Origin of the sequence: Microbacterium sp. USTB-Y (assembly GCF_023703415.1) — a bacterium.
Lineage (GTDB): Bacteria > Actinomycetota > Actinomycetes > Actinomycetales > Microbacteriaceae > Microbacterium.
On record NZ_JAGMTU010000002.1, the window covers coordinates 292,741 to 316,920 of the forward strand.

Sequence of the window (24,180 nt, forward strand, 5' to 3'; positions counted from 1 at the left end):
GTCACGCCTCCGCGAGGGTGTCGAGGTAGCGGGCGTAGTCCGCGCGCTCCTCGGCGAGTCCGGTGTGCGGCTCCGCGTAGACGCCGTCGAAGACCGCGAGCGGCTCGCGCGTCGTCATGCTCAGGCACGCGCTGCGCATCCGCATCGCGGTCTCGTCCGCCTCGGCGGCGAAGCCCGCCGCGATCTCGTCGGTGAGCACGCCCTCCGCACGCAGCAGGGTCTCGAGCCGAGCCAGCGGATCCTTGCCGCGCCAGTACTCCAGCTCCGCGGGGTCGCGGTAGCGGGTGGGGTCGTCTGCGGTCGTGTGCGGCCCCATCCGGTAGGTGACCAGCTCCAGGAACGCCGGGGATCCGCCGCGGGCCTGATCGAGCGCCCAGCGCGTGGCGGCGAACACGGCGAGCACGTCGTTCCCGTCCACCCTCATGCTGGGGATGCCGAAGCCCGGGGCGCGTCCGGCGATCGGGTGCTGCGACTGCACCGCGACCGGCTCGGAGATCGCCCAGTGGTTGTTCTGGCAGATGAAGACGACCGGTGCGCGGTAGGAGGAGGCGAACACCATCGCCTCGTTCACATCGCCCTGACTCGTCCCACCGTCGCCGAAGTAGGTCACGGCGGCCTGGTCCGAGCCGTCGTGCAGGATGCCGAGGGCGTAGCCGACCGCGTGCAGCGTCTGCGCGCCGATGATGATCTGCAGCGGGGCCATGTGCATCACGGCGGGGTCGTAGGCCGCGCCCTCCTCGCCGCGCCACATGCGCACGTAGTCGCCCGGCTGCGCGCCGCGCGCGAGCATCACGCCGGTCTCGCGGTAGCTGGGGAACACGACGTCGTCGTCGCGGAGCGCGCGGGCGGAGCCGATCTGCGCGGCCTCCTGCCCCTGACACGGGGCCCAGAGCCCCAGCTGGCCCTGGCGCTGCAGCGCGACTCCCTCGGCGTCCAGACGGCGCAGCACCACCATGTCGCGGAGCAGCGAGAGCAGCTGGTCGGAGGTGACGTCGGCGGCGAACGGGGCGAGACGCGCATCCGCACGGCGGCGGCCCTGGGCGTCGATGAGTGCGGCGGGCTCGTCGAGCCCGATTCCGGTGACGGTGATGGGATCAAGGTGGGTAGACATCTTCGTCCTCCTCAGTGGATCCGCCCTCGTGAGCCGGATCCGATGCGTCTTCGCTGTGGCTTGAGCGTACGTCTGGTTCACACGTCGCTCAAGCAATGACGCTCTGCTTGAGCATGTTGCCAAGTCAGGCGCCATCGTCGACTGCTAGCCTTTGGCAACATGGCAACCCTCGATCGCACCGATCTCGACATTCTCGAGATGCTCTCCGCCGACCCCCGCACGACGGTGGTCGCGATGGCCGAGAAGCTCCGGCTCTCCCGCAACACGATCCAGGCGCGCATGGCCCGCTTGGAGCAGACCGGGGTGTTCCTGCCGTACGAACGCGCCTTCTCCCCCGCGGTGCTGGGCTACCCGCTGCAGGCGTTCGTCAGCATCGGCGTGCGGCAGACCGAGCTGCCTCGGATCATCGCCGAGCTCGCGCGCGTGCCCGAGGTCGTGCAGGCGCACGGGCTCAGCGGGTCCATCGATCTGCTCGCCCTCGTCGCCTGCCGGGATGCCCGCCATCTCTTCGACACCGATGCGCGCATCCTGTCCATCGACGGCGTCGAGAGGACCGAGACGTCTCTCGCGATGGGCGAGGTCATCCCGTTCCGCGTCGGCGGTCTCATGGGGCTGGCACGGCGAGAGGCCGGAGGAACCGCTTGATCGCCCCGGCGGCCTCGGCGGGCGTTTCATAGTGGATGAGATGCCCGACGTGCGCGATCTCGGTCAGCTCGGCATCGGGGAACAGGGTCGCCAGGTGACGTTCCGCCTCGATCGGCGTGATGTCGTCGCGCTGAGCCGCCACGAGGAGCGTGGGAACCTCGATGCGCGGAGCGAACTCGCGCACGTCGTGGGAGACGCTGGTGCGGAACGCCTGGCTGAGCACCTCGCGGTCGGAGAACCGTGAGAAGTAGGTGTCGTGCTGATCGTGCACGAAGCGGCGCAGCTCCGGATCCGCGGTCTTCGCCATCGCGACGCTCATGACGCGCACGATGACGCGGTTGCGCAGCAGCTCGGTCCCGATGCCCTCGGGCAGCCGCGCACCCAGCGCGTAGTAGAGGATCGCCAGCCGGGTGAGCACGGCCTTCGGGCCCTCGAGCGCCGGCGCGCCGATCGGGTTGACCAGGATCAGGCGCGGTGTCCGCAGCCCGCCCGCGACAGCCGCAGACGCGACGATGGATCCGAACGAGTGTCCGAGGACGACCGCCCCCGGAGTCACCGTGCCGGCGAACTCCGTGAGCCAGGCGGCATAGGCGTCGATGTCGTGCACGCGTCCCGGCAACGGCGCGGTCTCGCCGAACCCCGGCAGATCCGGCATGATCACCCGCACCCCGGGCAGGTGCGCCACGACGGGCTCGAGTCCGTGGTGCTCGCCGCGGAAGCCATGCACGGCGAGAACGGTGGCCTCGGCGTCCTCCGGGCCGTAGACCCAGTAGGCGGTGCGCCCGCCGAGCACCTCGGCCTCGTGGCGCTGCACCGGGATGCGGTCCAGGCGGGCGGCATACGGCGAGGGAACGGGCATGCGTCGAGTCTACGGTCGGCGTCGCGCCCCGCCCGTGCGTCGCCTGGACGCCGCGCGCCGCCGCCGGGATGTCGGGAGCCCGTCCTACGGTGGGCGTCATGACCCCGTCGACGCCTCTGCCTCCGTGGCTGACGCGTGTCGGCGTGTTCGATCTCGAGACCACCGGTATCGACGTCACCCGCGATCGGATCGTCACCGCGCATGTGGGCGTGCTCGACCAGCACGGATCAGAGATCGCCGCGCGCACCTGGCTCGCCGATCCCGGCGTGCCCATCCCGGCCGGCGCGACCGCGATCCACGGGATCACGTCCGAGCGCGCCCGGCGCGACGGCGCTCCCGCCGCGCAGGTCATCGCCGGTGTCGTCGCGGCGCTGCGGTCGCTGCTCGAGCGCGGCATCCCCGTCGTGGCGTACAACGCCGCGTTCGACTTCTCCCTGCTCGCGCATGAGGCGCGCCGCCACCGGATCGCACCGCTGGAGGATCCGGCGCCGGTGATCGACCCGCTCGTCATCGACAAGGCCTACGACCGCTACCGGCCCGGCAAGCGCACGCTGGAGATCGTCGCCGCCCACTACCGCGTCGATCTCGTCGGGGCGCATGACGCCTCTGCCGACGCCGTCGCAGCCGGACGGGTCGCACAGGCGCTCGCGCAGCGCTTCCCGCTCCCCGCCAGCGCAGGCGAGCTGCACACGCGGCAGATCAGCTGGGCCCGTGCCCAGGCCGCGAGTCTCACCGACTACTTCGTGCGGATCGGCCGCATCGATCCGACGGAGCGCGTCGACGGCCGGTGGCCGGTGCGCGAAGGGGATCAGCGCCGCAGAGACCCCTCCGAGATGTCCCTCTGAGGACGGATCCCCCGCTCAGCGGTTGGGCGTACGCTGCAGGCATGGACGGCGTCCTGAAGACGGTGCTGGGCTGGAGCGCAGCGGTGCTGCCGATCGCCTTCGGCCTCTACCTTCTCGGATTCGCAGCCTGGACGCTCCTCCGTCCCGGACCGTTCGAGAAGCGCTACCCCACGCGCGGCGGGGGCCTCGGCGGCGCGTTCGACAGTGTCTTCTCCCCCAGTTCGGCGGAGGCGGGATCGGAGCGCGACCGGCAGACGCGGCGGACGGCACCCGCCCCCGCTCCGGGCGATCCCCCCTGGGGCATCGACGGTGACCGGATCCGCATCGACCTCTGAGACGGGCACGCCCCGGAAAACGACGAAGGCCCCGCCGGAGCGGGGCCTTCGCAGGGGCAATTACTTGCCGGAACCGCCGAAGTTAGTGCATGGCTACTTTGACTGAACTCCCGCGCACCATCACCAGCCGAGGCGCTCTCCTCAACGTGACCAATTCTGCACGCCCTCGCGCCGTCCTCTACATCCGCCTCTCCAAGGAGTCCGCGGCTTCCACCTCCATCGCCGGACAGAATGACGACCTCCGAGTCATCGCCGAGCGCAACGGCTGGGACGTCGTCGCCGTCTTCGAGGACAGCGGCAAGAGCGGCGGCAAGGAGCGCGCCAACGCGAACGCCGCCTACGAGCTCTGGCGCGACGGCGAGGCCGACATCCTGGCCGTCTACGCCTATGACCGATGGAGCCGGATGGGCATCAAAACCCTCGCGGCGCTCATCGAGGTCGTCGACGCCCGAGCGAAGCACGACCGCCCGGCTACCTTCATCGCCGTCCGCGAGGGCATCGAGTCGACACAGCCCGACTGGCAACTCCGGGCCGCGTTCGCCGCCGACATGGCGAAGCGCGAGCGCGACCTCGTGGCCGCTCGCCAGGTGGCGGCCCGCGACCGCATGCGCCGTCAGGGGCGCAACGCGGGCCACGGGGTGCCGCCCTTCGGCTACCGCACGGGCCCACACCCGACGCTCCCGGTTGGGCGAGGGCTTCATGTCCGTGAGGCGGAGCGGGCCGTCGTGCTCGAGGTCGCCAACAGGATTCGCCAAGGTGAGTCCTTCGTGCGCATCGCTGAGAACCTTACTGCCCGTCGTGTCCCGACAGCACGGAGCGCCGCCCGTATCGCGGAGTTGGCCCACTCGGCGCACGAACGCGGGGAGTCGGTAGATCCACAACTCCTCAAGGCCGATCCCGACGCGCTCGATCACGGACGGTGGACTCCCAGCCGCATTCGGACGACGTGGTCGTCTGACCACCTACTCGGGCGCTTGTCACACAACGGCGAGCCGGTCTACGACGCCGAAGGGCAACCGCTGACACCGTTCGAGGCGATTCTTACTCTCGATGAGATCCAAGCGATTCGCGAGCGATGCGCCAGAACGCCGCAGGGCCGTCCCTCGCGGCGCCCAGGGGCGGCCCTGCTCAGTAGAATCGCGTTTTGCTCGGGGTGCGGAAAGCCGCTCTACCGGCGGATGTCCGGGGCGAACGGTGGATATCCCAATTATTCATGCTCATCCTCGGCGTATGGGGTCGAGTGTCCCCACCGCGTCTCCATCTCTGGCCGCAAACTCGAGGCAGAGCTCACCAGACGCTTCCTCCAGGTCGCGGGCTCATGGCCTGAGCTTCGTCAGTCCGAGATTGTCGTCGGCGCCCACCTTCGCGCCGAGCTCGCCGAGGTCGATGCCCGACTGAAGGAGCTAGGCGACCGGCTCGTCCTCGCCGACGACGACAGCGAAGACGAGCGTATTCAAGCACTCATGGCGCCGCTCAAGGTGCGTCGGCGGATGCTTCGCGAGACGACCCCGTCGCGAACGGAAACCCTCACCCCCACGGGCCGAACCATGGCCGACGTCTGGGAAGGTACTGACGATGCCGAGGCTCGACGGATGCTCATCGTTCGTGCCCTCGATCACATCGAGATCCTTCCCAGTAGGGACGAGAACGGCGCGCTCATCCGCGAGCGCTTCGTCTTCTATTGGAAGCCCTCTCCCGAGGACGCGCCGGAGTACTTCGGGCTCTAGGCTCGGTCACCCCGCCGCGCACAGCGCGGAGCAGACAGCGTTTACACGCGGCGCCGGGGAGAGAGGTTCCGGGGGCAACGCTTCGAGAGTGTCGAAGTGTCGGTTCAAATCGACACTCCTTATTCCCCGCTTGAGTGAGTGAGTGACTAGAAGGGGAATAGGGAGTGTCGATTTACTTCGACACTTCGACACCCTGGCGACGCCTCCGACCCGTCGCACGGCGCCCGCACCGCCCCGCGCCTGTGAGTCCCCTGAGGATTTCAGCCCTCGACACGCCGAAGGCCTCGAAACCCGCGTAATTCCGGGCCTTGCCGTGGGCACTCAGGCGCTCTCCTCAACAAAGGGAGATTTCTCTACTTTCCGCCCTGTCCTCGTCGACAGGGCATTTCTTTTGCCCCTACTGCCGTAACAACACACTCGAGGAGGCCGACCGGTGGCCGACGCCTTCAACTTCATCTGTGCCGAGTGCGGATCCGCATTCACCGCGGCGCATTCTGGCGCCCGTACTTGCTCCAACGCTTGCCGAGTACGCCTCTACCGCGCCCGCCTCCTGGAACAACGCGCGCGCCTCGGCGCTGAGGCGGATGCCGCCCTCCGCTCCGGCGATGTCGCCGCCCTCGAGGCTGTCGCCCGGCGAGCCGCCGCCATGCTTCACCCCTGACACGGGCAGAGCGCCAGGGACTCTCCCGGGCTTCCGAACGCTGGGGCTCCGCCGCCGTCGTCCGCCGCGCGGCGTAGCCCCTCACCCGCTTCCCTCGGCGCTCCGGCGCCTCCACCCCAAACAAAGGCACCCACATGCTCGACTACACCGACGAAATCCCCGACTTCATCCTCAAGGCCATCCCAGGAACAGACCCGCTCACCGCGGCAATCGACGACGCCGACCGCGCCTCGCGGCGCGCAGATGACAAGGTCATCCCGCTCAGAGAAGCCGCGCGAGCGCTGGCGCTCCGCGACGACACCAACGCAGGTCCGAGGCCCGACGTCAAGCGTGCCGACTTCGACAAGGCCGTCGACGCCTACCGTAACGCGGCACTGACCTCGGAGCAGACGCACGCGGCGTACCGCGATGCGCTCATCGCACGCTTCGAGCACGTGCAACGCGGTATGCGGGATCCTGCCTTCATCGCGACGCACGAGAAGCTCTATGCCGAGGCGGCCCAGACCGCCCGCGACGCACTCGCGGCGCTCCGTGAGGCCATCGAGACGCGCGACATGCTGGCCCGCGATGTCATCGGTCGCCCGATCCGGAAGCCTTCGCCCTGGTACGGCTTGGACGCCGCCCTCCGCGACGTCGAGGGCTACGTTGACGCCGCGATGGAGGACGCAGACGCCGAGGCCTGGCAGATCGTCGAGAACGCCTTCCGCGACACGATCCGCGTAGCCGGGCATGCGCACCACGACTCCGCCCTCCTCGCAAGGCTCCAGGCCATCCGCGATGACGATTCGATCCCGGCGAGCGACAAGGCAGACCAGTACCGCATCATCCTCCGCCGCAAAGGCTTCTTCGGAGAGGTCCGCTGAACATGACGAACGACATGACCAACCCAGCCACCCCGGACGACGACTACCGCAAGCGTCTCCCGGAGGAGCTCCGCGAGGACTACGACCGCCTCCGTCGCCGCATGACCGCCCAGGCGGCCTTCTCCCTCACTCGAGAGCGCGCCCGCCGTCGCGCGGCGCAGGCGTTCATCCCGGAGGCCGAGGCCATCGTCGCGGAGGTCCGCCGATGGTGAACCTCCCAAAAGCGGGACTCATCGACCGCGCATAGTGAGACCGCCTCTCTCCGGCGCCCCTCTCGACCGGCACCTCCGCCGCGTCATCACTGGTCGCCGGAAGTTCCGCAGTCACGCCTTCGGCAGGTTCCTCGGCGCCGCGCTGATCATCTCGGCCACGCTCTCAGGCCTGGTCTGGATCACCGTCGCGAGCATCGCGGGCATCGTCCGCATCCTGCTCGGCGTGTAAACGCCACTGACCCCGCGAGGTGCCCCGCCTTCGCCTCGCGGCCAGCCCGCCGCCTCCTCCGTCTGGTGTCCTTGCGCCCGGCGTCGAGTCGAGGCGGCGGGCCTCCTACCGACTACTCGACAGGGGCACGGAGCACGAGGCGACGCTTGCCCCTATGAAACGGCGCCTGCCGCCACTCGATTAGGAGCCTTGGCCTGTAGGGCTTCCCGCCTCCGTCAGCAATCGAGTACGAGGTTCCCATGCCGCCGCGGGCGCGCACTACCCCTGTAGCCAGCGGCACCATGACCGTCCAAGTCTCACCCGGCTCTAGCTCAGCGCGCTTGTCCCATCTGCCCGATCTCCTGACCGATGATCCGATCGCAATCGTCAGATCACGCGCCGACGCATCGCCATGGTTGGTAAGCGCAACCTGCCGAAGCGGCACGCCACCGAACAGCTTCGTCGGCTGCGACCAGTCCTCAACGAGCTTCGGCTGTGGGTGGTATCTGGCCCGCTGACGGAACGCCAGCCAACTGAGCACGAATGACATGACGGACACGACCAACGCGCCGATCGCGACCAACGTCCGCCAATCCAGTGAGCCCATTTTGCGATGCTATCGAGCCCATCGGACACACAGCTCTACGTCGCGGGCCGTTCACGATCCCATTTCAACCCGGCACCCCCTGACGCCAGCCCGGTACGGCATCGCTTCAGCCTGCCTCTACGTAGCGCCCAATCCATGCGTGGGTATGGGAATTCCGCGGAAGAGCCCCCGATTCGACCCTCACTAGGAGCCTCATGTCCACCGACCCCCTCGCCGACGGCCTCCCCACCTCCTGGTCCGCATCCGTCCGGGCGACCTACGACGCCATCGAGGACGACCTCGGCGACGCCATCACGCCCGAACAGGCATCGATCCTGTACGAGGCTTGCGCAATGCTGGCCGAGGCCGAGGCGCTCGACGACCAAGTCACCACCGACGGTCGCATGATCTTCGGATACCGCGGTGCCCAGGTTCTCCATCCCGCGATCGACGCCGCCCTCCGGCACCGCCGAGCCGCGGTCGTCGCGCTCGCCACGATCCGCCGTGCCGCGCCCCCAAAGCGCGACCCGCAGGCGGCATCACGCGCCGCTACAGCCCTCGTCGGCGCCCGCTGGGGCCGCGCCGCATGAGGCCCGGCGCCGTCACTCGCCCCGGAGCCTCCGACGTCGTGCTCCGGCCTCGCCTCGATTACCGTGCCCGGCGAGAAGACTCACCGCTCCCACAGTGGGCACCGACCCCACCACCTGGTGGCTGGACGTACGAGCAAGCGCGCATCGCCGCGGAGCTCTACGCCCGCGAGGCCCTAGGCGAGGATACGTCGATCCCCGCGACCCTCGACAGGGTCGCCAGCGCGGCGTACAACGAGCTCCGCGGCGAGGAGTTCCGTCGAGCCGAGGGCGACAGCCCGATCCTCCGCGGTGACCTCGCGGCCCGTCGAGCGGCCTCGCGTCTCCGCCGCCCGTCCGCGGCGGAGGTCATCGCTGACCTCGCCGAGGACGCGCCTCCATCACTGGGCCGAGTCACTCCCCCAAGCATCGACGACCCCGCACCGTTCTAAGGCCGCCACATGACCACCACCGCCGTCATCCACTCCCAGGGCAACGACGCGCTCATCGAGGCAAAGCAATAGTTCGCCGCCCGCCCCGAGAACGCTCTCCTCGGCGCGCGAATTCTCGTCATCAACGGTCATCTCGTCGACGACGCGGCGTAGTCACTCCCCGCTTGCCCCAAACCGAGCCCTTCTAGGAAGACCACCCTGACATGCAGAACGACCCCGACATGAGCTTGATCCGATACGTCGAGGCCCGTCCCGGCGAGCCCCTGACCATCCCCGCGACTCACGTCCAGTACGACACGGACGGCTACCAGATTCGTCTCGGCATCGGTCGCCAGGCCCAGGAGACGCCCCGCCCATGATCGCCGCAGACCACGCCCTCCGCGTCGCCGCGACCGAGCATGCCGCCGCGGTCCTCCGCATCGTCGACGCCCTCAAGGTCGGCCGCGCGTATCAATGGGAGCTCCTGCCCGGCGCCCGCCTCGTGACGCCGCAGGCGACGACCGACCCGACGGGCGAGACCGCCACCTCCGGCACTCGCCTCGCACTCCGCGCGGCGACGGAAGACGCCCTCGTCCGCCTCGAGCTCGCAACCGCCGAGCTCAGGACCGCCGCATCCGCGCTCGAGGCCGCGCTCGAGTGCCACCTCGTACCCGCACCGTACCGACAGGAGTCCCTCGAGTGATTATCACAGTCCCGGTTGGCGCGAAGCGCCTCCGCCTTCACTACGACCACGATGCCCACCCCGGCAAGGGCGATCCGGACGCCTGGGCCTTCCATGCGCTCCAGGCCGCCTATGCCGAGCATGGCGTTACCCCGACGGTCGGACAGGGCGTGAACGCCGTGCACAGCGTCGCTGATCGGATCCGCGAGCTCACCGCCGCCAACGAGCGCGCGGCTATCAAGGCCCCGCGAGGCCTATCCAAGAAGCGCCGCCGCGTCCTTGCCCGCGCCGAACGTCTCGCGTCGATTCGCCTCTAACCCTCAAGACACGAACGCCCCCGCTCTCCTGCGCCCGCGCCGCGGTGAGAGACGGGGGCGTTCGTCATGTCCACGAAAGGCCCTCATGGCCCAGAACATCGGGTTCGCAACCCTCAGCATTATCCCCAGCGCGAAGGGCTTCGGAAAGGCCCTCAGCGGGCAAGTCGACGGCCAGATGCTCGCCGCGGGCAAGTCGGGCGGGACCGCGCTCATGTCCGGCATGGCGGCCCCGCTCGGCAAGCTCGCCGCGGGCATCGGCGGCGCGATCGTCGGCTACGCCGGACTCAAGGCCGTCATCGGCGGCGGCATCGCGCGCCAGATGCAGATTGAGAACGCGACCGCCAAGCTCGCGGGCCTCGGCCACAGCACCGACGCCATCTCGGGCATCATGCAGAACGCTCTCGCGAGCGTCAAGGGAACCGCCTTCGGCCTCGGCGACGCGGCCTCGGTGGCCGCCGCCATGGTCGCCTCGGGTATCCAGCCCGGCGTGGCCCTCACGGGCGTCCTCAAGACGGTCGCCGACACCGCGACCATCGCCGGAACCGACTTCCAGAGCATGGGCGCGATCTTCGGGTCCGTCGCCGCTCGAGGGAAGCTCCAGGGCGACGACCTCCTCCAACTGACGTCGCGCGGCGTGCCGGTCCTGCAGTTCCTCGGGAAGCAACTCGGCAAGACCTCGGCGGAGATCTCCGACATGGTCTCCAAGGGGCAAATCGACTTCGAGACCTTCAACGCCGCCATGTCCGCCAACATCGGCGGCGCGGCGCTGGCATCCGGCAACACGACCGCCGGAGCCATCGCCAACATGCGGGCGGCGTTCTCCCGCCTCGGGGCCACCCTGACCGGCGGCGTCTTCCCCCTCTTCAAGGAGTTCTTCAACGTCGTCACGGCGGTCACGGACTCGATCCAGACCCGACTTGAGGCAACGCTCGGCCCGCTGGGCGCGAAGATCCAAGCCGCGATCTCCCCGCCGCTCCAAGCGCTCCGCGAGCAGATCCCAGCCGTACTGGACATCCTCACCTCGGGCGACTTCAACGGGAAGATCCGGGCCGCCCTGAACGTGCAGGAAGACGACACGCTCGTCGTCGTTCTCCTTCGCATCCGCGAGGCCATCATCGGCATGGGCCAGGTCATCGGAGACACGCTCGCCCCAATCGGGCAGGGTCTCCGAGACGTCTTCGCGGCCCTGGGCGACAGCGCTTCGACGGCCCTGCCGCTCCTGTCGCCCGTCGGAGCGCTCCTGTCGATCCTCGGCTCGGCTCTGCCGTCGCTGGGGTCGGCGCTCGGATCCGTCCTCACGGCCATCGCGCCGAGCCTGCCGTCGCTGGCCGCTTCCATGGCGTCGCTCGTGTCCGCGGCCTCGCAACTCGTCGCGGCGCTCGCCCCGCTGGCCGCCGGAATTCTCACCGCGATCGCCCAGGCTGTCGCCACCATCGCCCCGCCGATCATCAACGCCGTCTCGGCAATCCTCGGCTGGATCTCGGCAAACTCGTCTTGGCTCTCGGGCCTGGGAGTCGTCGCGGGTGTGATCGGCGGCGTCGTCGTCGCGGTCAACCTCTTCAAGGCCGCGCAACTCGCTCTCGCCGCCGCCACCTACGGCGTTGAGGGGGCAATGGTGGTCGCCGGAACGAGCGCCAAGCTCTACGGCGTCATCATGGGCGTCGCGACGAAGGCAACCAACATCGCGAAGGCTGCTCAGGCCGCCTTCAATCTCGTGATGGATGCCAACCCCATCGGGATCATCATCACGGCCATCGCGGCCCTTGTGGCCGGGCTCATCTGGTTCTTCAACGAGACCGAGCTCGGCAAGAAGGTCTGGGGCGAGTTCACCCGCTTCCTCGGCGAGGCGTGGACGAACATCGTCAACTTCGCCACGGCGGTCTGGAACGGCCTCGCGTCGTTCTTCACCGACCTCTGGACGAACATCTCCAACTTCGTCGTCTCCGTGTGGACGGGAATCTCGTCGTTCTTCACCGGCCTCTGGACCGGCATCGTCGACGGATTCACGAACGCCTGGAATGCGGTCGTCGCCTTCCTGACGCCCATCTTCGAGGTCATCGCCGGGATCATCCGGTTCTACGTCGAGGCGTGGATCAACATCTTCCTCGTCATCGCCGCCGTGCTCGTGACCATCTGGAACGGGATCGTCGAGTTCGTCACGCCCATTGTGCAATTCCTCGTCCAGGTCATCACCGACTACATCAACGGACTCGTCGCTTTTTGGAGCGCCGTGTGGGCCGCCATCGCGCAGTTCTTCACGGATGTCTGGAACGGGATCGTCGCGTTCATCACGCCGATCGTGGCGGCCATCGCATCCTTCATCGTCGACACGGTCAACAACGTCTCGGCGGCCTGGAATGCCGTGTGGTCGGCGGTCTCGTCCTTCTTCTCCGGAATCTGGAACGGGATCGTCAGCTTCCTGACGCCGGTCCTCGCCCGGATCGGCTCCTTCGTGATCGACACGGCCCGGAACGTGTCCAACACCTGGAATGGCATTTGGTCCGCTGTCTCGTCGTTCTTCTCCGGAATCTGGAACGGCATCGTCAGCGCGGTTTCCTCCGGCGTCAACTCCGTCATCAGCACCATCAGCGGCATCTACGGCCAGGTCATGGGCGTCCTCTCGGGCGTCGGCGAGTGGCTCGTGTCCGCCGGTCGGAACCTGATCGAGGGCTTCTGGAACGGCATCTCCGGCGCGATCGGCTGGCTCAAAGGCCTCATCGAGGGCGCCTTCAACGGCGTCATCGACTGGGCCAAGGGCGTCCTCGGGATCCACTCCCCGAGCCGCGTCTTCAAGGGCCTCGGCGCGTTCGTCGGCGAGGGCTTCGCGCAGGGCATCGAGTCGATGACGGGCCGTGTCCAGTCGGCCACCGAAGGCATGGCCTCCGACGCCATCGACGCGGCCAACGGCGCGCACCTCGCGCTCAACGCCGACGTCTCCGGCTCCATCCCCGACGGCGGTATCTCGGGCGCAACCGCGCGGCAACTCGCCGAGCTCGGCGCAGGCGGTAACTCCGCCTCGCTCGAGTACCACCAGCACGGCGGCCAGGGCCTCACCTCCGAGCAAGAGCTCCGCAAGGCCGCTCGGAAGCTCAAGACCCTCACCGACACCCGCTAGGAGACCTCCATGCATCCCACCTTCGCCATCGTCTCGCCGACAGGGGACGTCCTCGAGCTCGGCACGTCTGCCGACTCGACGTCGCCGTTCATCCTGGATGGGGCAACGACGGGCATGGGCTTCGTGGCGCGGGAAGTACAGGTCACCCCCTCGACCGGGGACGGGGGGCGATTCCGGGCTAGCCGGGTCGCCCGCCCCGCGACGCTCGTTGTAGCTGTCTGGGGCGCGACTGCCTCCGCGTCCAGAGCCGGGACGCTGGACGCTAGCATCGTCGAAAGACTGGACTAAACGGAACCGACGATTGGGGTCGCCGATGCTCCCTCGCCTTACCAAAACGGGACACCTGCCGCCCGGCCGTCATCCGGCGACTCTTCCGGCTATTCACGAGCAGTTCGTCGAAGCGTTCCCAACTTCTACGACCAGAGCCGAAATCTGGGACGGCTTCATCGAGTATCTCCGGTCTTGGGATGAAGCAGAACAGAGCGCGGGCGTCGAGGTACTGCGAGGCATCTGGATCGCCGGGGGCTTCACCACGGATGCTGAAGACCCGAGCGACATCGACGTCTCCCCGATCTACGACAAGGGCATGCTCGATGGGCTGAACGGCAAGCCCGGCTCTGGCCGTCTCAAGCGTCTGTTCTCGCATCGGGAGAGCATCGCACGTGACTACCGAGTCGAGCCTTTTGCGCTCCCCTGGGCACCAATTGCATCTACTCTGTTTGCGACGAACCTCCCACCGGCAGAGCGAGATATGCTCGCTGTCCGTGGTGGCTTGGATAGTTGGTGGGGACGGACCCGACCGCCAGGCGAGCGGGTAGCACCCCAGCCACCCACGACCCTCGCCGAACGAGGCTATCTGGAGGTGATCTTGCGATGAGAGAAGACATCCGCGAGTATCTCCGTCAAGCCTCGACGGGCAACGCCAGGCGGGAGGCACTCTTCGCTGACGTCCCGGAGATTGAGGACGATCTTGGAGAGGCGATCCTGGATGCGCAAATCGCCGCCGCCGAGCGCCTTGACCCGTCTCAAGCCGCTTCGTCATTGTTCCTAGTCCGGCTGTCCGGACCCGGCGTGGTCGACGGCTGGATAGAGCAAGGCATGCAAGATGAGATTCTCGGCCCGCTAACCAAGGAAGTCGAGTACGCGGCGCCAAGCGCCGCCCGCTCAGATGTGCGCCTTGGCCTGGTTGGGGTAAGCAGCGGTAGCGTGCTCCTGCACTATCGGCCCCTGTCTCCGGCGCTCCCGCCGTCCCCGAAACAACTCCACTACTCCACCCACCCGGCAGATTCCGCTGTGCTCCGGGTCTTGGAGCTCCATGACTTTCTAGAGCGAGAGACCGACGTGCACACGATCGGCAGTGCGTTCAAGGAGGACCAAGACGTGCTCCGTCAAGCACGCAAGCTAGTGGAAGCCCTCGAGAAGCACTCCGTCAACCTCACCACCAGATGGTGGGGATCCACGTCGGTCCGCCGCATGTCGAAGATCACACAGCGTGGCCGAAGGCACGCCCTCCGCATATTCACCGCCCAAGAGCAGGACACACCTCAGCAAGTCCAAGGAATGGTCACTGGACTCGACATCAGTGGCATCGTCACTGTCGCTGGCGCTTCTGGTAACAAGAAGTACAAGGTCGATGTCGGAAGTGAGCGCATTTCAGATCCGGAGTTCACCCTCGGGCGACGCGTCTTCATGCTTGTGCGGAAGATCCAGGACGTCGACCAAGTGGGCGTAAGCCAGACCCATGCACGCTTTAGGTTCGTTCGTCACCTCGATCAGACACCCCTAGATTTCTGACCGGCATAGCTGCGTTCGCATGGCGTGCGTCACCAGGCCCCCGTACCGTTCCCCCGGCGCGGGGGCCTTTTGGTCGTTGGCGCTCCGCAAGCTCGACAGGCAGCGACACACCGGCCTCTGCCTCCGGTAATGCTCTCCAACCCTCGCCGCGCCCCGCACGAATCACCCCTAGACTCCGCGCCCATGCCAGCCTCAGGAGACTTCCGCCGCGACACCTCAACTGGATCCGTCGCCCGTCATCATGACCGGCGACGCCATCCGAGGAGTCGCACCATGCACGCATGCAAACGCCCGCCACACGCCGAGTTTCACCGCAACGGGCCACAAGCCGGGACCTCAGAATTAAGCCTCTCAGACGCGCCTAGCGTTTTTTGTATGGCACCGAATCAAGCCACAACGCAGAGCCTCGCCTCTTTGTTGGCTAACCCCGCCCTCGAGCTTCACGTCCCCTTAGACTCCGCGCCCATGAGTTCAAGCGCCGAGCCCGAATCGCCTCTCCCCTGCCCCACCTGTGAGAACCACGGGCCGATGGGCCAGCGATGCGGAAACTGCGGTACGTGGATCTAGGCAGACGGCCAAGCGCAACCGGCGCGACGGCTAGCCGAGAGGGGCCCCGGGATAGAGTTAGTATCCCGGGGCCACCTCCCAGCATCGTAGAGCGGGCGACTTGAAATCGCCGCCCCCACGTTGCCACCAGTCCCTTGCGCGCGTCACCGCGGTACCCTTTGCCGTAGGGCATGTCCAGGCCGCCCACCTTATGCCGCGAGGGCTACCGCGCCAAGCTCAGCCTCGACGAACGCCACCAGCGCATCGACCTCGGCGCCGTCGAGCCCGCCAAGCTCGGGGCCAGCAAACGCAAGATCTTCGATCCCCTCGACGCCGCGACCGGCGAGCGCCATCTCAACCGCGTGTGCCTTGTCGGCGTCGCTCAACGTCGCGGCCCAGGTCCAAGCGACATCCTCCACGTCGCGCCAGCTGTGCTCCGCCACAAGCGACCAGAAGTTCTCCATGGTGACCATCCCGTCCTCGGCACCCCTGTGGCGCCGTCGACGCCAAGCATGGCACATGAAAACACCAGTTCAAGCCATGTTTACTGGCAAGCGCGTACACGCTTCGCGCGAGCTGTCCAACGCGCAAAACCGATACTCGGGTGCTTGCCCCAAAGCAGAAGACCCCCGGCTCCTCAGAACGCGGGGGTCTTCATCTTGACTTGTGGCTTACTTGGCCCCAAAGTTCTTGAAGCGCTGGTTGAACTTCTCGACGCGACCGGCCGAGTCCATGATGCGCTGCTTGCCCGTGTAGAACGGGTGCGAGGCCGAGGAGATCTCGACGTCGATGACGGGGTACTCCACGCCGTCGAGCTCGATCGTCTTGTCGCTGGTGACCGTCGAACGGGTCAGGAAGGTGTCTCCGGAACCGAGGTCGCGGAAAACGACGGCCTGGTACTCGGGGTGGATGTCAGTCTTCATGGGATTCCTTACGTGGTGCCCTGGATTGTGCCAGGGGCGAGGGAAGTCTGCGGTGCAGAGTGCACCAAGGATCGATTCTACCAGTCCTCCGACGGACTCAGGAACCAGCGGCGCGCGCCGCGTAGCGTCCCGCGCTCCGGTCCAGGGCGATCGGCATCGCGAAGGCCTCGCTCAGCGCCTCCGCGGTGAGCGTCTGCTCGATGGGACCCGCGGCGACGATCGCACCGTCGCGCAGCAGCAGGACATGCGTGAACCCGACGGGGATCTCCTCGACGTGGTGCGTCACCATCACCATCGCCGGGGTCGTCGGGGACTGGGCGAACCCGCTGAGCAGGGCCAGCAGCTCCTCGCGGGCGCCGAGGTCGAGGCTCGCGCTCGGCTCGTCCAGCAGCAGGAGCTCCGGATCCGTCATCACGGCGCGCGCGATCTGAACCCGCTTCTGCTCGCCGTCGCTGAGGGTCCCGAAATGACGCGCGGCGAGGTGCTCCAGATGCCACTGCTCGAGCACCCGGAGAGCGCGGCGCTCGTCGAGCGACTCGTAGGACTCGTTCCAGCGGCCCATCACGGAGTAGGCCGCCGTCATCACCGTGTTGAGCACGGTCTCGTCCGCCGGGATCCGGCGGGCCATCGCCGAGGAGGCGAAGCCGATCCGCGGGCGGATCTCGAACACGTCGGTGCGCCCGAGCGTCTCGCCCAGGATGTCGACGCGCCCCTGCGTCGGATGCATCAGCGTGTCCGCCAGCTGCAGGAGCGTGGTCTTGCCCGCGCCGTTGGGCCCGAGCACGACCCAGCGCTGGTCGTCCTCGACGGTCCAGGAGAGGTGATCGACGATGTTGCGACCGTCGCGGCGCACCACGACGTCCGAGAATTCGAGGACGGCAGACATGCCCTCAGCCTATCGTCGGGCCGTGAGCTCCTCGTAGAGCGCCCGGGTCGTGTCGGCGATCGCGGCCCAGCTGAAGTCGGCCGCCGCCCGCTGCCGGCCGGCCTCCCCGTATGCCTTCGCTCGCGCGGGGTCGGAGACGACCTCGGTGAGCGTGGCGGCGAGGTCCGACACGAAGCGCTCGGGGTCGACCGGGGTCCCCGTGCCGTCCTGCACCTGCTCGATCGGCACCAGCCGCCCGGTCACGCCGTCGACCACCACTTCCGGGATGCCCCCGGTCGCGGTGCCGACGACCGCGGCGCCGCACGCCATGGCCTCCAGGTTCACGATCCCGAGGGGCTCGTAGACCGAAGGGCAGACGAAGGTCGTGGCAGCCGTCAGGATCGCGGACAGCTCGTGGCGCGGCAGGAACTCCTCGATCCAGACCACCCCGGTGCGCGTGGCGGTGAGGTCGGACACGAGGCCGCGCACCTCGTCCATGATCTCCGGCGTGTCGGGCGCGCCGGCGCAGAGCACCAGTTGCACCTCCGGGGGCAGCTTCTCGGCGGCCCGCAGGAAGTACGGGAGCCCCTTCTGCCGGGTGATCCGTCCGACGAACACCACCGAGGGGCGCGACGGGTCGATCCCGTGCTTCGCCAGCACATCGGCGTCGTCGACCGGATGCCAGGCGTCGACATCGATGCCGTTGTAGATCACGTGAACTCTGGCAGGATCCACCTGCGGGTAGGCGCGCAGGATGTCGTTGCGCATCCCCCCGCTCACCGCGATGATCGCGGCGGCGTTCTCGTAGGCCAGGCGCTCGATGCCGCTGGAGACCGCGTAGCCGCCGCCGAGCTGCTCGGCCTTCCAGGGGCGCAGGGGCTCAAGACTGTGCGCCGTGAGGACATGCGGGATGCCGTGCAGCTGCGCGGCGATGTGCCCCGCGAAGTTCGCGTACCAGGTGTGGCTGTGCACGACATCGGCGCCGGCGACGTCCGGCACCATGTCGAGATCCGTGCCGAGCGTCTGCAGAGCGGCGTTCGCATCGGCGAGTTCGACAGGTGTCCGATAGGCCGTCACATCCTGTTCATCCCGGTCCGCCCCGAAGGCGCGCACGCGGACGTCGGCGCCGGAACGCAGGGCTTTCACCAGTTCTGCGACGTGCACACCGGCCCCTCCGTAGATCTCCGGCGGGTACTCCTTGGTGATGATGTCGACGCGCATGTCCTGAAGGTAGTACATCGCGTCGACGTGGCTCTATGGTGGACGCATGTCGGCACCAAAGAAGGTTTTCGGGATCATCCTCGCCGGCGGCGAGGGCAAGCGGCTCATGCCCCTGACGGCGGATCGGGCCAAGCCCGCAGTGCCGTTCGGCGGGCAGTACCGATTGATCGATTTCGCGATCTCCAACCTCATCAATTCGGGTCTGCGCCAGATCGTCGTGCTCACGCAGTACAAATCCCACAGTCTCGACCGCCACATCTCGCAGACCTGGCGGATGTCGGCCCTGCTCGACTCCTACGTGGCCTCCGTGCCCGCTCAGCAGCGTCTGGGCAAGCGCTGGTTCTCGGGCTCGGCGGACGCGATCCTGCAGAGCATGAACCTGATCCTCGATGAGAAGCCCGACATCGTCGTGGTCATCGGCGCCGACCACGTCTACCGGATGGACTTCCAGCAGATGATCGACGCGCACATCGCCTCCGGGGCGCGGGCGACCGTCGCGGGGATCCGGCAGCCCCTCGCCCTCGCCTCCCAGTTCGGTGTGATCGACATCGCGGACGGAGACTCCGGGCGCATCAGCCAGTTCCTGGAGAAGCCGTCCGACCCGACCGGGCTGCCCGACTCTCCGCACGAGGTGCTCGCCTCGATGGGCAACTACGTCTTCGACGCCGATGCGCTCATCGAGGCGGTCGAGGCCGACGGAGAGCTCGCCGGCTCGAACCACGACATGGGCGGCGACATCGTGCCGTACTTCGTGAACCGCGGCGAAGCGGGCTTCTACGACATGAAGCAGAACGAGGTCCCGGGTTCCTCCCCCCGCGACCGCTCCTACTGGCGGGACGTGGGCACCATCGAGTCGTTCTTCGACGCGCACATGGATCTCATCTCGACGCTGCCGATCTTCAACCTCTACAACATGGAGTGGCCGATCCACTCGCAGGCGGTCAACTCGCCGCCGGCAAAGTTCGTGCGCGACTCGGTCGGACGGATCGGCAACGCGATCGACTCCATCGTGTCGCTCGGCTCGGTGCTCTCCGGCACCCATCTCGAACGCAGCGTCGTCGGCCCGTGGACGCTCGCGGCAGGGGGATCGACGATCACCGACTCCGTGCTCTTCGACGGGGTGCGCGTCGGACAGGGCGCACGCGTTCATCGCGCCATCCTCGACAAGAACGTGGTGCTGCTGGACGGGGCGACCGTCGGCGTGGACCGCGAACGCGACCTCGATCGCGGCTTCACCATCACGGAGACGGGGCTCACGGTCGTCGGCAAGGGCATGCGGATCGAGCGCTGACGTCGCCGCGCGCGACACACGGTTCGATGACGCCCGGTGCGGCGGATACCCTCGACGGGTGACCTCCGCGCGCTTCCTCGTCGTCCTCGATGCCGATTCCACGCTCATCCGCAACGAGGTGATCGAACTCCTCGCCGACGAGGCCGGACGTCGCGCCGAGGTCCAGGCGGCGACCGAGGCGGCGATGCGCGGCGAGGTCGACTTCGCCACGAGTCTCCGTTCCCGCGTCTCGGCTCTCGCCGGGGTGCCGACGACCGCGTTCGACCGGGTGCGGGAGCGGATCGAGCCGACCCCCGGCGTGCGCACTCTGATCGACGAGGTCCACGCCCGTCACGGCGTCGTCGGCGTGGTGTCCGGAGGCTTCCACGAGATCCTGGACGCGGTGGCGCCCGCGCTCGGCGTCGACCGCTGGCGCGCGAACCGGCTCGAAGTGCACGACGATGCGCTGACGGGACGCGTGCAGGGCGAGATCGTGGATGCGGCGGCCAAGGCGGCCTCGCTCCGCGAGTGGGCGGCGGAACTCGGCGTCGCGCCGCACGCCACCATCGCGATCGGCGACGGCGCGAACGACCTGCAGATGATGGCGGCCGCCGGGCTCGGCCTCGCGTTCAACGCGAAGCCGGCGGTGCGTGCGGCCGCGTCGCTCGTGATCGGCCCCGTCGACCTCGCCCAGGTCGTACCGCTGCTCCCCTGACGAGCGTCCTCCGCGCCGGTGGCACTGGCGCGATGTCGGCCGCTCCCCCTAGCGTCGAGGCATGGACATCATCCTCGTTCCGGGTCTCTGGCTCGACGCCGACTCCTGGGAGCCCGTGCTCCCCGCTCTCCGCGCCGCCGGGCACGAACCGCACGCGCTCACGATGCCGGGTGTCGGATCGCCCGCCGCCGGCTCCTCCGACATCCGGCTCACGGATTGGATCGCTGCGGTCGTCGCCGCCATCGACGCCGCTCCGGGCGACGTGGTCCTCGTCGGGCACTCCGGCGGCGGCAACGTCATCTGGGGTGCGGCGGACGCCCGCGCCGACCGCGTCCGGCGCGCGGTGTTCGTCGACACCGTCCCGCCTCCGCCCGGCAGCGGGATCAGCGAGTTCCCCGTCGTCGACGGCGTCATCCCGTTCCCCGGATGGGGGTTCTTCGACGCCGACGACGTCGCCGACCTCGATGAGCCGACCAGGGCGGCCAAGGCCCTCACGGCGAAGAGCGTGCCCCGGCACGTGCCGACGGACCCGATCCCCCTCGCGGACGGGCGCCGCTACGACGTCCCCGTCACCCTGCTCATGGGCTCGCCCACTCAGGATGAGCTGGAGTCCTTCCTCGGCCAGTGGGAGTCCTACTGGGAGGAGTACCGCAGCATCAAGGACGCGGAGGTCGTGCGCATCGGATCCGGTCACTGGCCGCAGTTCTCGGCTCCCGAGCGGCTCGCCGAGCTGCTCGTGGCGGCCACGCGCTGACCGGCCGCGGTCGCGTCGACCGGAGCGTCAGTGCCCCATGCCGAGGCCGCCGTCGACCGGGATCACCGCGCCCGAGATGTAGCCGGAGTCGTCCGAGGCGAGCCAGGTGACGACGCCGGCGACCTCGTCGGCCGATGCGAAGCGGCCCGCCGGGATGCTCGCCTTGTACTGCTTCTGCGTCTCCTCGGGGAGCTCCGCCGTCATGTCCGTCTCGATGAAGCCGGGGGCCACGACGTTCGCGGTGATGCCGCGCCCCCCCAACTCCCGGGTGAGGGACCGCGCGAAGCCGACGAGGGCGCTCTTGGACGCGGCGTAGTTGATCTGCCCGGCGGAGCCGTACAGGCCGACCACGCTGGAGATGAGGATCACGCGACCGAAACGGGCTTTGAGCATTCCCTTCGACGCACGCTTGACGACGCGGAAGGACCCGCCGAGGTTGGTGGAGACGACGCTGTCGAAGTCGTCCTCCGACATGCGCAGCAGCAGGGTGTCCTTGGTGATGCCCGCGTTCGCGACGACGATCTCGACAGGGCCGAGCCTCTGCTCGACCTCGGTGAAGGCCGCATCCACGGCCGCGGAGTCCGTCACGTCCGCGCGGACGGTGAGCGTTCCCTCCGGGCCCTCGCCGCTGCGCGCGGTGACAGCGACCCGATAGCCGTCCCGCACGAAGCGCTCGGCGATCGCGCGGCCGATGCCGCGGTTTCCGCCGGTGACCAGGACGACGCGATCAGTGCTCATGCGGGGCTCCCAAGAATCGAGGTGTACGGCAGGCAAGCCTAGCGAGCCGACTCGGCGTCAGGAATTGACACGGCCCTGACGGCACGGAAATCTTTGTGGTGAACACGATCTTTACGAACGACGGCGAGGAAGCGCATGAGCAACGACAACGGCGGGTACCCGCCCCCGGGGCAGCAGCCCCCCGCATATCCGGGCGCCCCGGTGCCGCCCCAGCAGCCCGCGTACCCCGGCGCAGCTCCCCAGCAGCAGCAGCCGACCCCCGGCTATCCGGGAGCCGCGCCCCAGCAGCCGGCGCCGGTCTATCCCGGCGCCACCCCGCCGGCACAGGCCTACCCGGGCGCCGCACCCACGACGCAGGGATACCCCGGCGCGTCGTACGCGCCGCCCTACGGTCAGCCCTATCCGGCGCCGCTGAAGTCCAACGGGCTGGCGATCACCGCGCTCATCTGCGGCATCGCCGGTGTGGTGCTGTTCTGGCTCGCGTACATCGTGCTGCCGTTCCTGGCGGCCGTGACCGCGATCATCACGGGACACATGGCGCTCGGGAGGGTCAAGCGGGATCCGGCTCTCGGCGGGAAGGGCATCGCCCTGACCGGTGTGATCCTCGGCTACGTCGGTGCGGGTCTCAACCTCATCATCGGCATCGGCTTCCTCATGCTGATCGTCTACGGCATCTCCCAGGGCGCCAACAGCGGCTACTGAGTGCGTCGCGGAGACGACTCTGCGGGTCACGGCGGCGTAGGCTGGAGTCATCGTGAGAAGGACTCCAGACGCCGCCGTGACTTCGCTCCCGCGCGCCCCGCGCGACGAGGCGCGCGACCGCGTGCGCCACTATGCGATCACCATGGGGATCCGCACGGTGTGCTTCATCCTCGTCTTCACCGTGCAGCCGATGGGCTGGTGGACCTGGGTCTTCGCGATCGCCGCCGCCGTACTCCCCTACATCGCGGTCGTCTTCGCGAACGCGGGGGACGACTCGGTCCCGACCGAGGTCGAGTCGCCGCTCATCGAGCTCGAGCGGCCGGCTGAGCGCAGCGATGCTCCCTCCCCCGACCGTCAGGTGATCACCCTCGCCGAGACGCCCGCGCGGTCTGCCGAGCCGAACGCATGAACGCGCCGGATCCGGAGCTGAAATGCTCCCGGGCGGGGTGCCGCGCCGCGGCGACGCACCGCATCGTCTGGCGCAACCCGCGCATCCACGGGCCTGAGCGCGAGAAGGTCTGGCTCGCATGCGACGAGCACCTTCGATTCCTATACGACTATCTGCGGGCCCGTGACTTCCCGGCGCGCATCGACGCCGCCGTCGGAGAGGGCGAGCACGAATGATGCGCCAGCGCCTGCTCCGCTGGAGCGCCTACCTCGCCGTGGCGATCGTGTTCGCGATCGTCTGCGCGTACCTGTCGAACTGGCAGTTCTCACGCAACGAAGGCCGTCAGACCCAGCTCGAGCTCGTACAGCGCAACTACGACGCGAAGCCCGTCCCGCTCGGTCAGCTGCTCTCCCCCGGCGAAGCTCTCCCGGAGAAGTCGCAGTGGCACCCCGTGCAGGTGCACGGGCAGTACGAGCCTGCAGGACAGCTCCTGGTGCGCAATCGCCCGCACGGCGGCACCAGCGCCTTCGAGGTCCTCGTGCCGTTCCGCACCGACGACGGGCGGGTCTTCATCGTGAACCGGGGCTGGGTCATCGCGGGCGACGGATCCGACGTGCCGACGTCGATCCCGGCGCCGCCGTCGGGCGAGACCACGGTCATCGCCCGGCTGCGCCCGGCCGAGCCGCTGCCTCCCTCGGGACGCGGCGCGCCAGAGGGCCAGGTTCCCAGCATCAACCTCGCCCTCGTGGCGGACAAGATCGGCGACGGCGCGGCCGTCGACACCGGGGCCTACGGCGAGCTCGTCAGCGAGTCCCCTGCGCCGGCCACACGTCCGCACGCGTTCGAGGCGCCGTCCGATGATCCGGGCCCGTTCCTGTCCTACGCGATCCAGTGGATCCTCTTCGCGATCATGGGCTTCATCTTCATCGGATACGTGATCCGCACGGAGGTGCACAAGCATCGGGACGAGGCCGCCGGTCGGCCGCCGCGAGGTCCCCGACGCCGGCGCGACCGCGACATGGACGACGAGGACGCGCTCCTCGACGCCGTCGAGACGCGCTGACCCCGGGACTCCGCGCGAACGAGGGCCCGGGGATCTCG

29 protein-coding genes are annotated in these 24,180 nt (G+C 68.4%); 21 read left to right on the forward strand and 8 right to left on the reverse strand.

The features are described 5' to 3' along the window. Position 1: 1 nt before the first annotated feature. A complete protein-coding gene (locus J8G10_RS05050) occupies positions 2 to 1,111 on the reverse strand; it encodes a thiamine pyrophosphate-dependent enzyme (protein ID WP_251440062.1) in 1,110 nt (369 codons plus the stop codon). Positions 1,112 to 1,270: 159 nt separating this feature from the next. On the opposite strand from J8G10_RS05050, the gene J8G10_RS05055 reads away from it, so the two are divergent. Then, complete coding sequence (locus J8G10_RS05055) at positions 1,271 to 1,756, forward strand: Lrp/AsnC family transcriptional regulator (protein WP_251440065.1); 486 nt, start codon at positions 1,271 to 1,273, stop codon at positions 1,754 to 1,756. On the opposite strand, the gene J8G10_RS05060 is transcribed toward J8G10_RS05055, so the two are convergent. After that, the gene (locus J8G10_RS05060) at positions 1,716 to 2,615 is read right to left on the reverse strand and encodes an alpha/beta fold hydrolase (RefSeq protein WP_251440068.1); all 900 of its coding nucleotides are present in this window, start codon (positions 2,613 to 2,615) and stop codon (positions 1,716 to 1,718) included. The two genes, J8G10_RS05055 and J8G10_RS05060, sit on opposite strands and share 41 nt — an antisense overlap. A gap of 98 nt (positions 2,616 to 2,713) precedes the next feature. On the opposite strand from J8G10_RS05060, the gene J8G10_RS05065 reads away from it, so the two are divergent. The 6 genes from J8G10_RS05065 (at position 2,714) to J8G10_RS05090 (ending at position 7,487) form a co-directional block, all read left to right on the forward strand. Continuing rightward, on the forward strand, positions 2,714 to 3,460 hold the full coding sequence (locus tag J8G10_RS05065; RefSeq protein ID WP_251440082.1) for a 3'-5' exonuclease: 747 nt from the start codon (positions 2,714 to 2,716) through the stop codon (positions 3,458 to 3,460). Between the two features lie 41 nt (positions 3,461 to 3,501). Then, positions 3,502 to 3,795: a hypothetical protein gene (locus J8G10_RS05070; protein WP_251440085.1), complete on the forward strand. Its 294-nt coding sequence runs from the start codon at positions 3,502 to 3,504 to the stop codon at positions 3,793 to 3,795. 89 nt (positions 3,796 to 3,884) lie between these two features. Beyond that, positions 3,885 to 5,522: a recombinase family protein gene (locus tag J8G10_RS05075; RefSeq protein ID WP_251440088.1), complete on the forward strand. Its 1,638-nt coding sequence runs from the start codon at positions 3,885 to 3,887 to the stop codon at positions 5,520 to 5,522. A 795-nt stretch (positions 5,523 to 6,317) separates the two neighbouring features. Continuing rightward, on the forward strand, positions 6,318 to 7,046 hold the full coding sequence (locus J8G10_RS05080; RefSeq protein ID WP_251440103.1) for a hypothetical protein: 729 nt from the start codon (positions 6,318 to 6,320) through the stop codon (positions 7,044 to 7,046). 2 nt (positions 7,047 to 7,048) lie between these two features. Further along, a complete protein-coding gene (locus J8G10_RS05085) occupies positions 7,049 to 7,258 on the forward strand; it encodes a hypothetical protein (protein WP_251440106.1) in 210 nt (69 codons plus the stop codon). 34 nt (positions 7,259 to 7,292) lie between these two features. Then, positions 7,293 to 7,487, forward strand: coding sequence for a hypothetical protein (locus J8G10_RS05090; protein WP_251440109.1), 195 nt, complete (start codon positions 7,293 to 7,295; stop codon positions 7,485 to 7,487). A gap of 112 nt (positions 7,488 to 7,599) precedes the next feature. Here the strand turns inward: J8G10_RS05090 and J8G10_RS05095 are convergent, their stop codons facing one another. Continuing rightward, a complete protein-coding gene (locus J8G10_RS05095) occupies positions 7,600 to 8,073 on the reverse strand; it encodes a hypothetical protein (RefSeq protein ID WP_251440124.1) in 474 nt (157 codons plus the stop codon). Between the two features lie 194 nt (positions 8,074 to 8,267). Between J8G10_RS05095 and J8G10_RS05100 the strand changes: the two genes are divergently transcribed. From J8G10_RS05100 to J8G10_RS05130, 7 genes are all read left to right on the forward strand, one after another. Then, complete coding sequence (locus tag J8G10_RS05100) at positions 8,268 to 8,642, forward strand: hypothetical protein (RefSeq protein WP_251440125.1); 375 nt, start codon at positions 8,268 to 8,270, stop codon at positions 8,640 to 8,642. Positions 8,643 to 9,291: 649 nt separating this feature from the next. Next, positions 9,292 to 9,429 carry a hypothetical protein gene (locus J8G10_RS05105; RefSeq protein ID WP_251440128.1) on the forward strand — a complete coding sequence of 46 codons (138 nt, stop codon included), beginning with the start codon at positions 9,292 to 9,294 and terminating at the stop codon, positions 9,427 to 9,429. Then, a complete protein-coding gene (locus tag J8G10_RS05110; RefSeq protein ID WP_251440131.1) occupies positions 9,426 to 9,752 on the forward strand; it encodes a hypothetical protein in 327 nt (108 codons plus the stop codon). The genes J8G10_RS05105 and J8G10_RS05110 overlap by 4 nt, the downstream gene beginning before the upstream one ends. Next, positions 9,749 to 10,048: a hypothetical protein gene (locus J8G10_RS05115; RefSeq protein ID WP_251440134.1), complete on the forward strand. Its 300-nt coding sequence runs from the start codon at positions 9,749 to 9,751 to the stop codon at positions 10,046 to 10,048. Before J8G10_RS05110 ends, J8G10_RS05115 begins: the two co-directional genes overlap by 4 nt. An 85-nt stretch (positions 10,049 to 10,133) precedes the next feature. Beyond that, a complete protein-coding gene (locus tag J8G10_RS05120; RefSeq protein WP_251440147.1) occupies positions 10,134 to 13,163 on the forward strand; it encodes a tape measure protein in 3,030 nt (1,009 codons plus the stop codon). Positions 13,164 to 13,476: 313 nt separating this feature from the next. Further along, positions 13,477 to 14,040 carry a hypothetical protein gene (locus J8G10_RS05125; protein WP_251440150.1) on the forward strand — a complete coding sequence of 188 codons (564 nt, stop codon included), beginning with the start codon at positions 13,477 to 13,479 and terminating at the stop codon, positions 14,038 to 14,040. Beyond that, entirely contained in the window at positions 14,037 to 14,957 is a 921-nt protein-coding gene (locus J8G10_RS05130) for a hypothetical protein (RefSeq protein WP_251440153.1), read from the forward strand. Before J8G10_RS05125 ends, J8G10_RS05130 begins: the two co-directional genes overlap by 4 nt. A 755-nt stretch (positions 14,958 to 15,712) precedes the next feature. On the opposite strand, the gene J8G10_RS05135 is transcribed toward J8G10_RS05130, so the two are convergent. The 4 genes from J8G10_RS05135 to glgA form a co-directional block, all read right to left on the reverse strand. Next, the gene (locus tag J8G10_RS05135; RefSeq protein ID WP_251440156.1) at positions 15,713 to 15,976 is read right to left on the reverse strand and encodes a hypothetical protein; all 264 of its coding nucleotides are present in this window, start codon (positions 15,974 to 15,976) and stop codon (positions 15,713 to 15,715) included. Positions 15,977 to 16,174: 198 nt separating this feature from the next. After that, positions 16,175 to 16,426 (reverse strand): type B 50S ribosomal protein L31, encoded by a 252-nt coding sequence (locus J8G10_RS05140; RefSeq protein WP_251440159.1) that lies wholly within the window; start codon positions 16,424 to 16,426, stop codon positions 16,175 to 16,177. A gap of 97 nt (positions 16,427 to 16,523) precedes the next feature. After that, on the reverse strand, positions 16,524 to 17,312 hold the full coding sequence (locus J8G10_RS05145; RefSeq protein ID WP_251440162.1) for an ABC transporter ATP-binding protein: 789 nt from the start codon (positions 17,310 to 17,312) through the stop codon (positions 16,524 to 16,526). A 9-nt stretch (positions 17,313 to 17,321) separates the two neighbouring features. Continuing rightward, complete coding sequence (gene glgA / locus J8G10_RS05150) at positions 17,322 to 18,512, reverse strand: glycogen synthase (RefSeq protein ID WP_251440164.1); 1,191 nt, start codon at positions 18,510 to 18,512, stop codon at positions 17,322 to 17,324. Between the two features lie 46 nt (positions 18,513 to 18,558). On the opposite strand from glgA, the gene J8G10_RS05155 reads away from it, so the two are divergent. The 3 genes from J8G10_RS05155 (at position 18,559) to J8G10_RS05165 (ending at position 21,251) form a co-directional block, all read left to right on the forward strand. Then, positions 18,559 to 19,803, forward strand: a complete 1,245-nt coding sequence (locus J8G10_RS05155; protein WP_251440167.1) for a glucose-1-phosphate adenylyltransferase — start codon at positions 18,559 to 18,561, stop codon at positions 19,801 to 19,803. A 58-nt stretch (positions 19,804 to 19,861) separates the two neighbouring features. Further along, entirely contained in the window at positions 19,862 to 20,497 is a 636-nt protein-coding gene (serB, locus tag J8G10_RS05160) for a phosphoserine phosphatase SerB (RefSeq protein ID WP_251440170.1), read from the forward strand. Between the two features lie 61 nt (positions 20,498 to 20,558). Then, a complete protein-coding gene (locus J8G10_RS05165; RefSeq protein WP_251440172.1) occupies positions 20,559 to 21,251 on the forward strand; it encodes an alpha/beta fold hydrolase in 693 nt (230 codons plus the stop codon). A 27-nt stretch (positions 21,252 to 21,278) separates the two neighbouring features. Here J8G10_RS05165 and J8G10_RS05170 read toward each other — a convergent pair whose 3' ends face one another. Further along, positions 21,279 to 21,989, reverse strand: a complete 711-nt coding sequence (locus tag J8G10_RS05170; RefSeq protein ID WP_251440175.1) for a beta-ketoacyl-ACP reductase — start codon at positions 21,987 to 21,989, stop codon at positions 21,279 to 21,281. A 135-nt stretch (positions 21,990 to 22,124) separates the two neighbouring features. Here J8G10_RS05170 and J8G10_RS05175 point away from each other — a divergent pair, with 135 nt between their 5' ends. The 4 genes from J8G10_RS05175 (at position 22,125) to J8G10_RS05190 (ending at position 24,142) form a co-directional block, all read left to right on the forward strand. Beyond that, positions 22,125 to 22,691, forward strand: coding sequence for a DUF4190 domain-containing protein (locus tag J8G10_RS05175; RefSeq protein WP_251440178.1), 567 nt, complete (start codon positions 22,125 to 22,127; stop codon positions 22,689 to 22,691). Between the two features lie 76 nt (positions 22,692 to 22,767). Then, positions 22,768 to 23,100, forward strand: coding sequence for a DUF3099 domain-containing protein (locus tag J8G10_RS05180; protein ID WP_251440181.1), 333 nt, complete (start codon positions 22,768 to 22,770; stop codon positions 23,098 to 23,100). After that, a complete protein-coding gene (locus J8G10_RS05185) occupies positions 23,097 to 23,315 on the forward strand; it encodes a hypothetical protein (RefSeq protein ID WP_251440184.1) in 219 nt (72 codons plus the stop codon). Before J8G10_RS05180 ends, J8G10_RS05185 begins: the two co-directional genes overlap by 4 nt. Beyond that, entirely contained in the window at positions 23,312 to 24,142 is an 831-nt protein-coding gene (locus J8G10_RS05190; protein ID WP_251440187.1) for an SURF1 family protein, read from the forward strand. The genes J8G10_RS05185 and J8G10_RS05190 overlap by 4 nt, the downstream gene beginning before the upstream one ends. Positions 24,143 to 24,180: the final 38 nt, after the last annotated feature.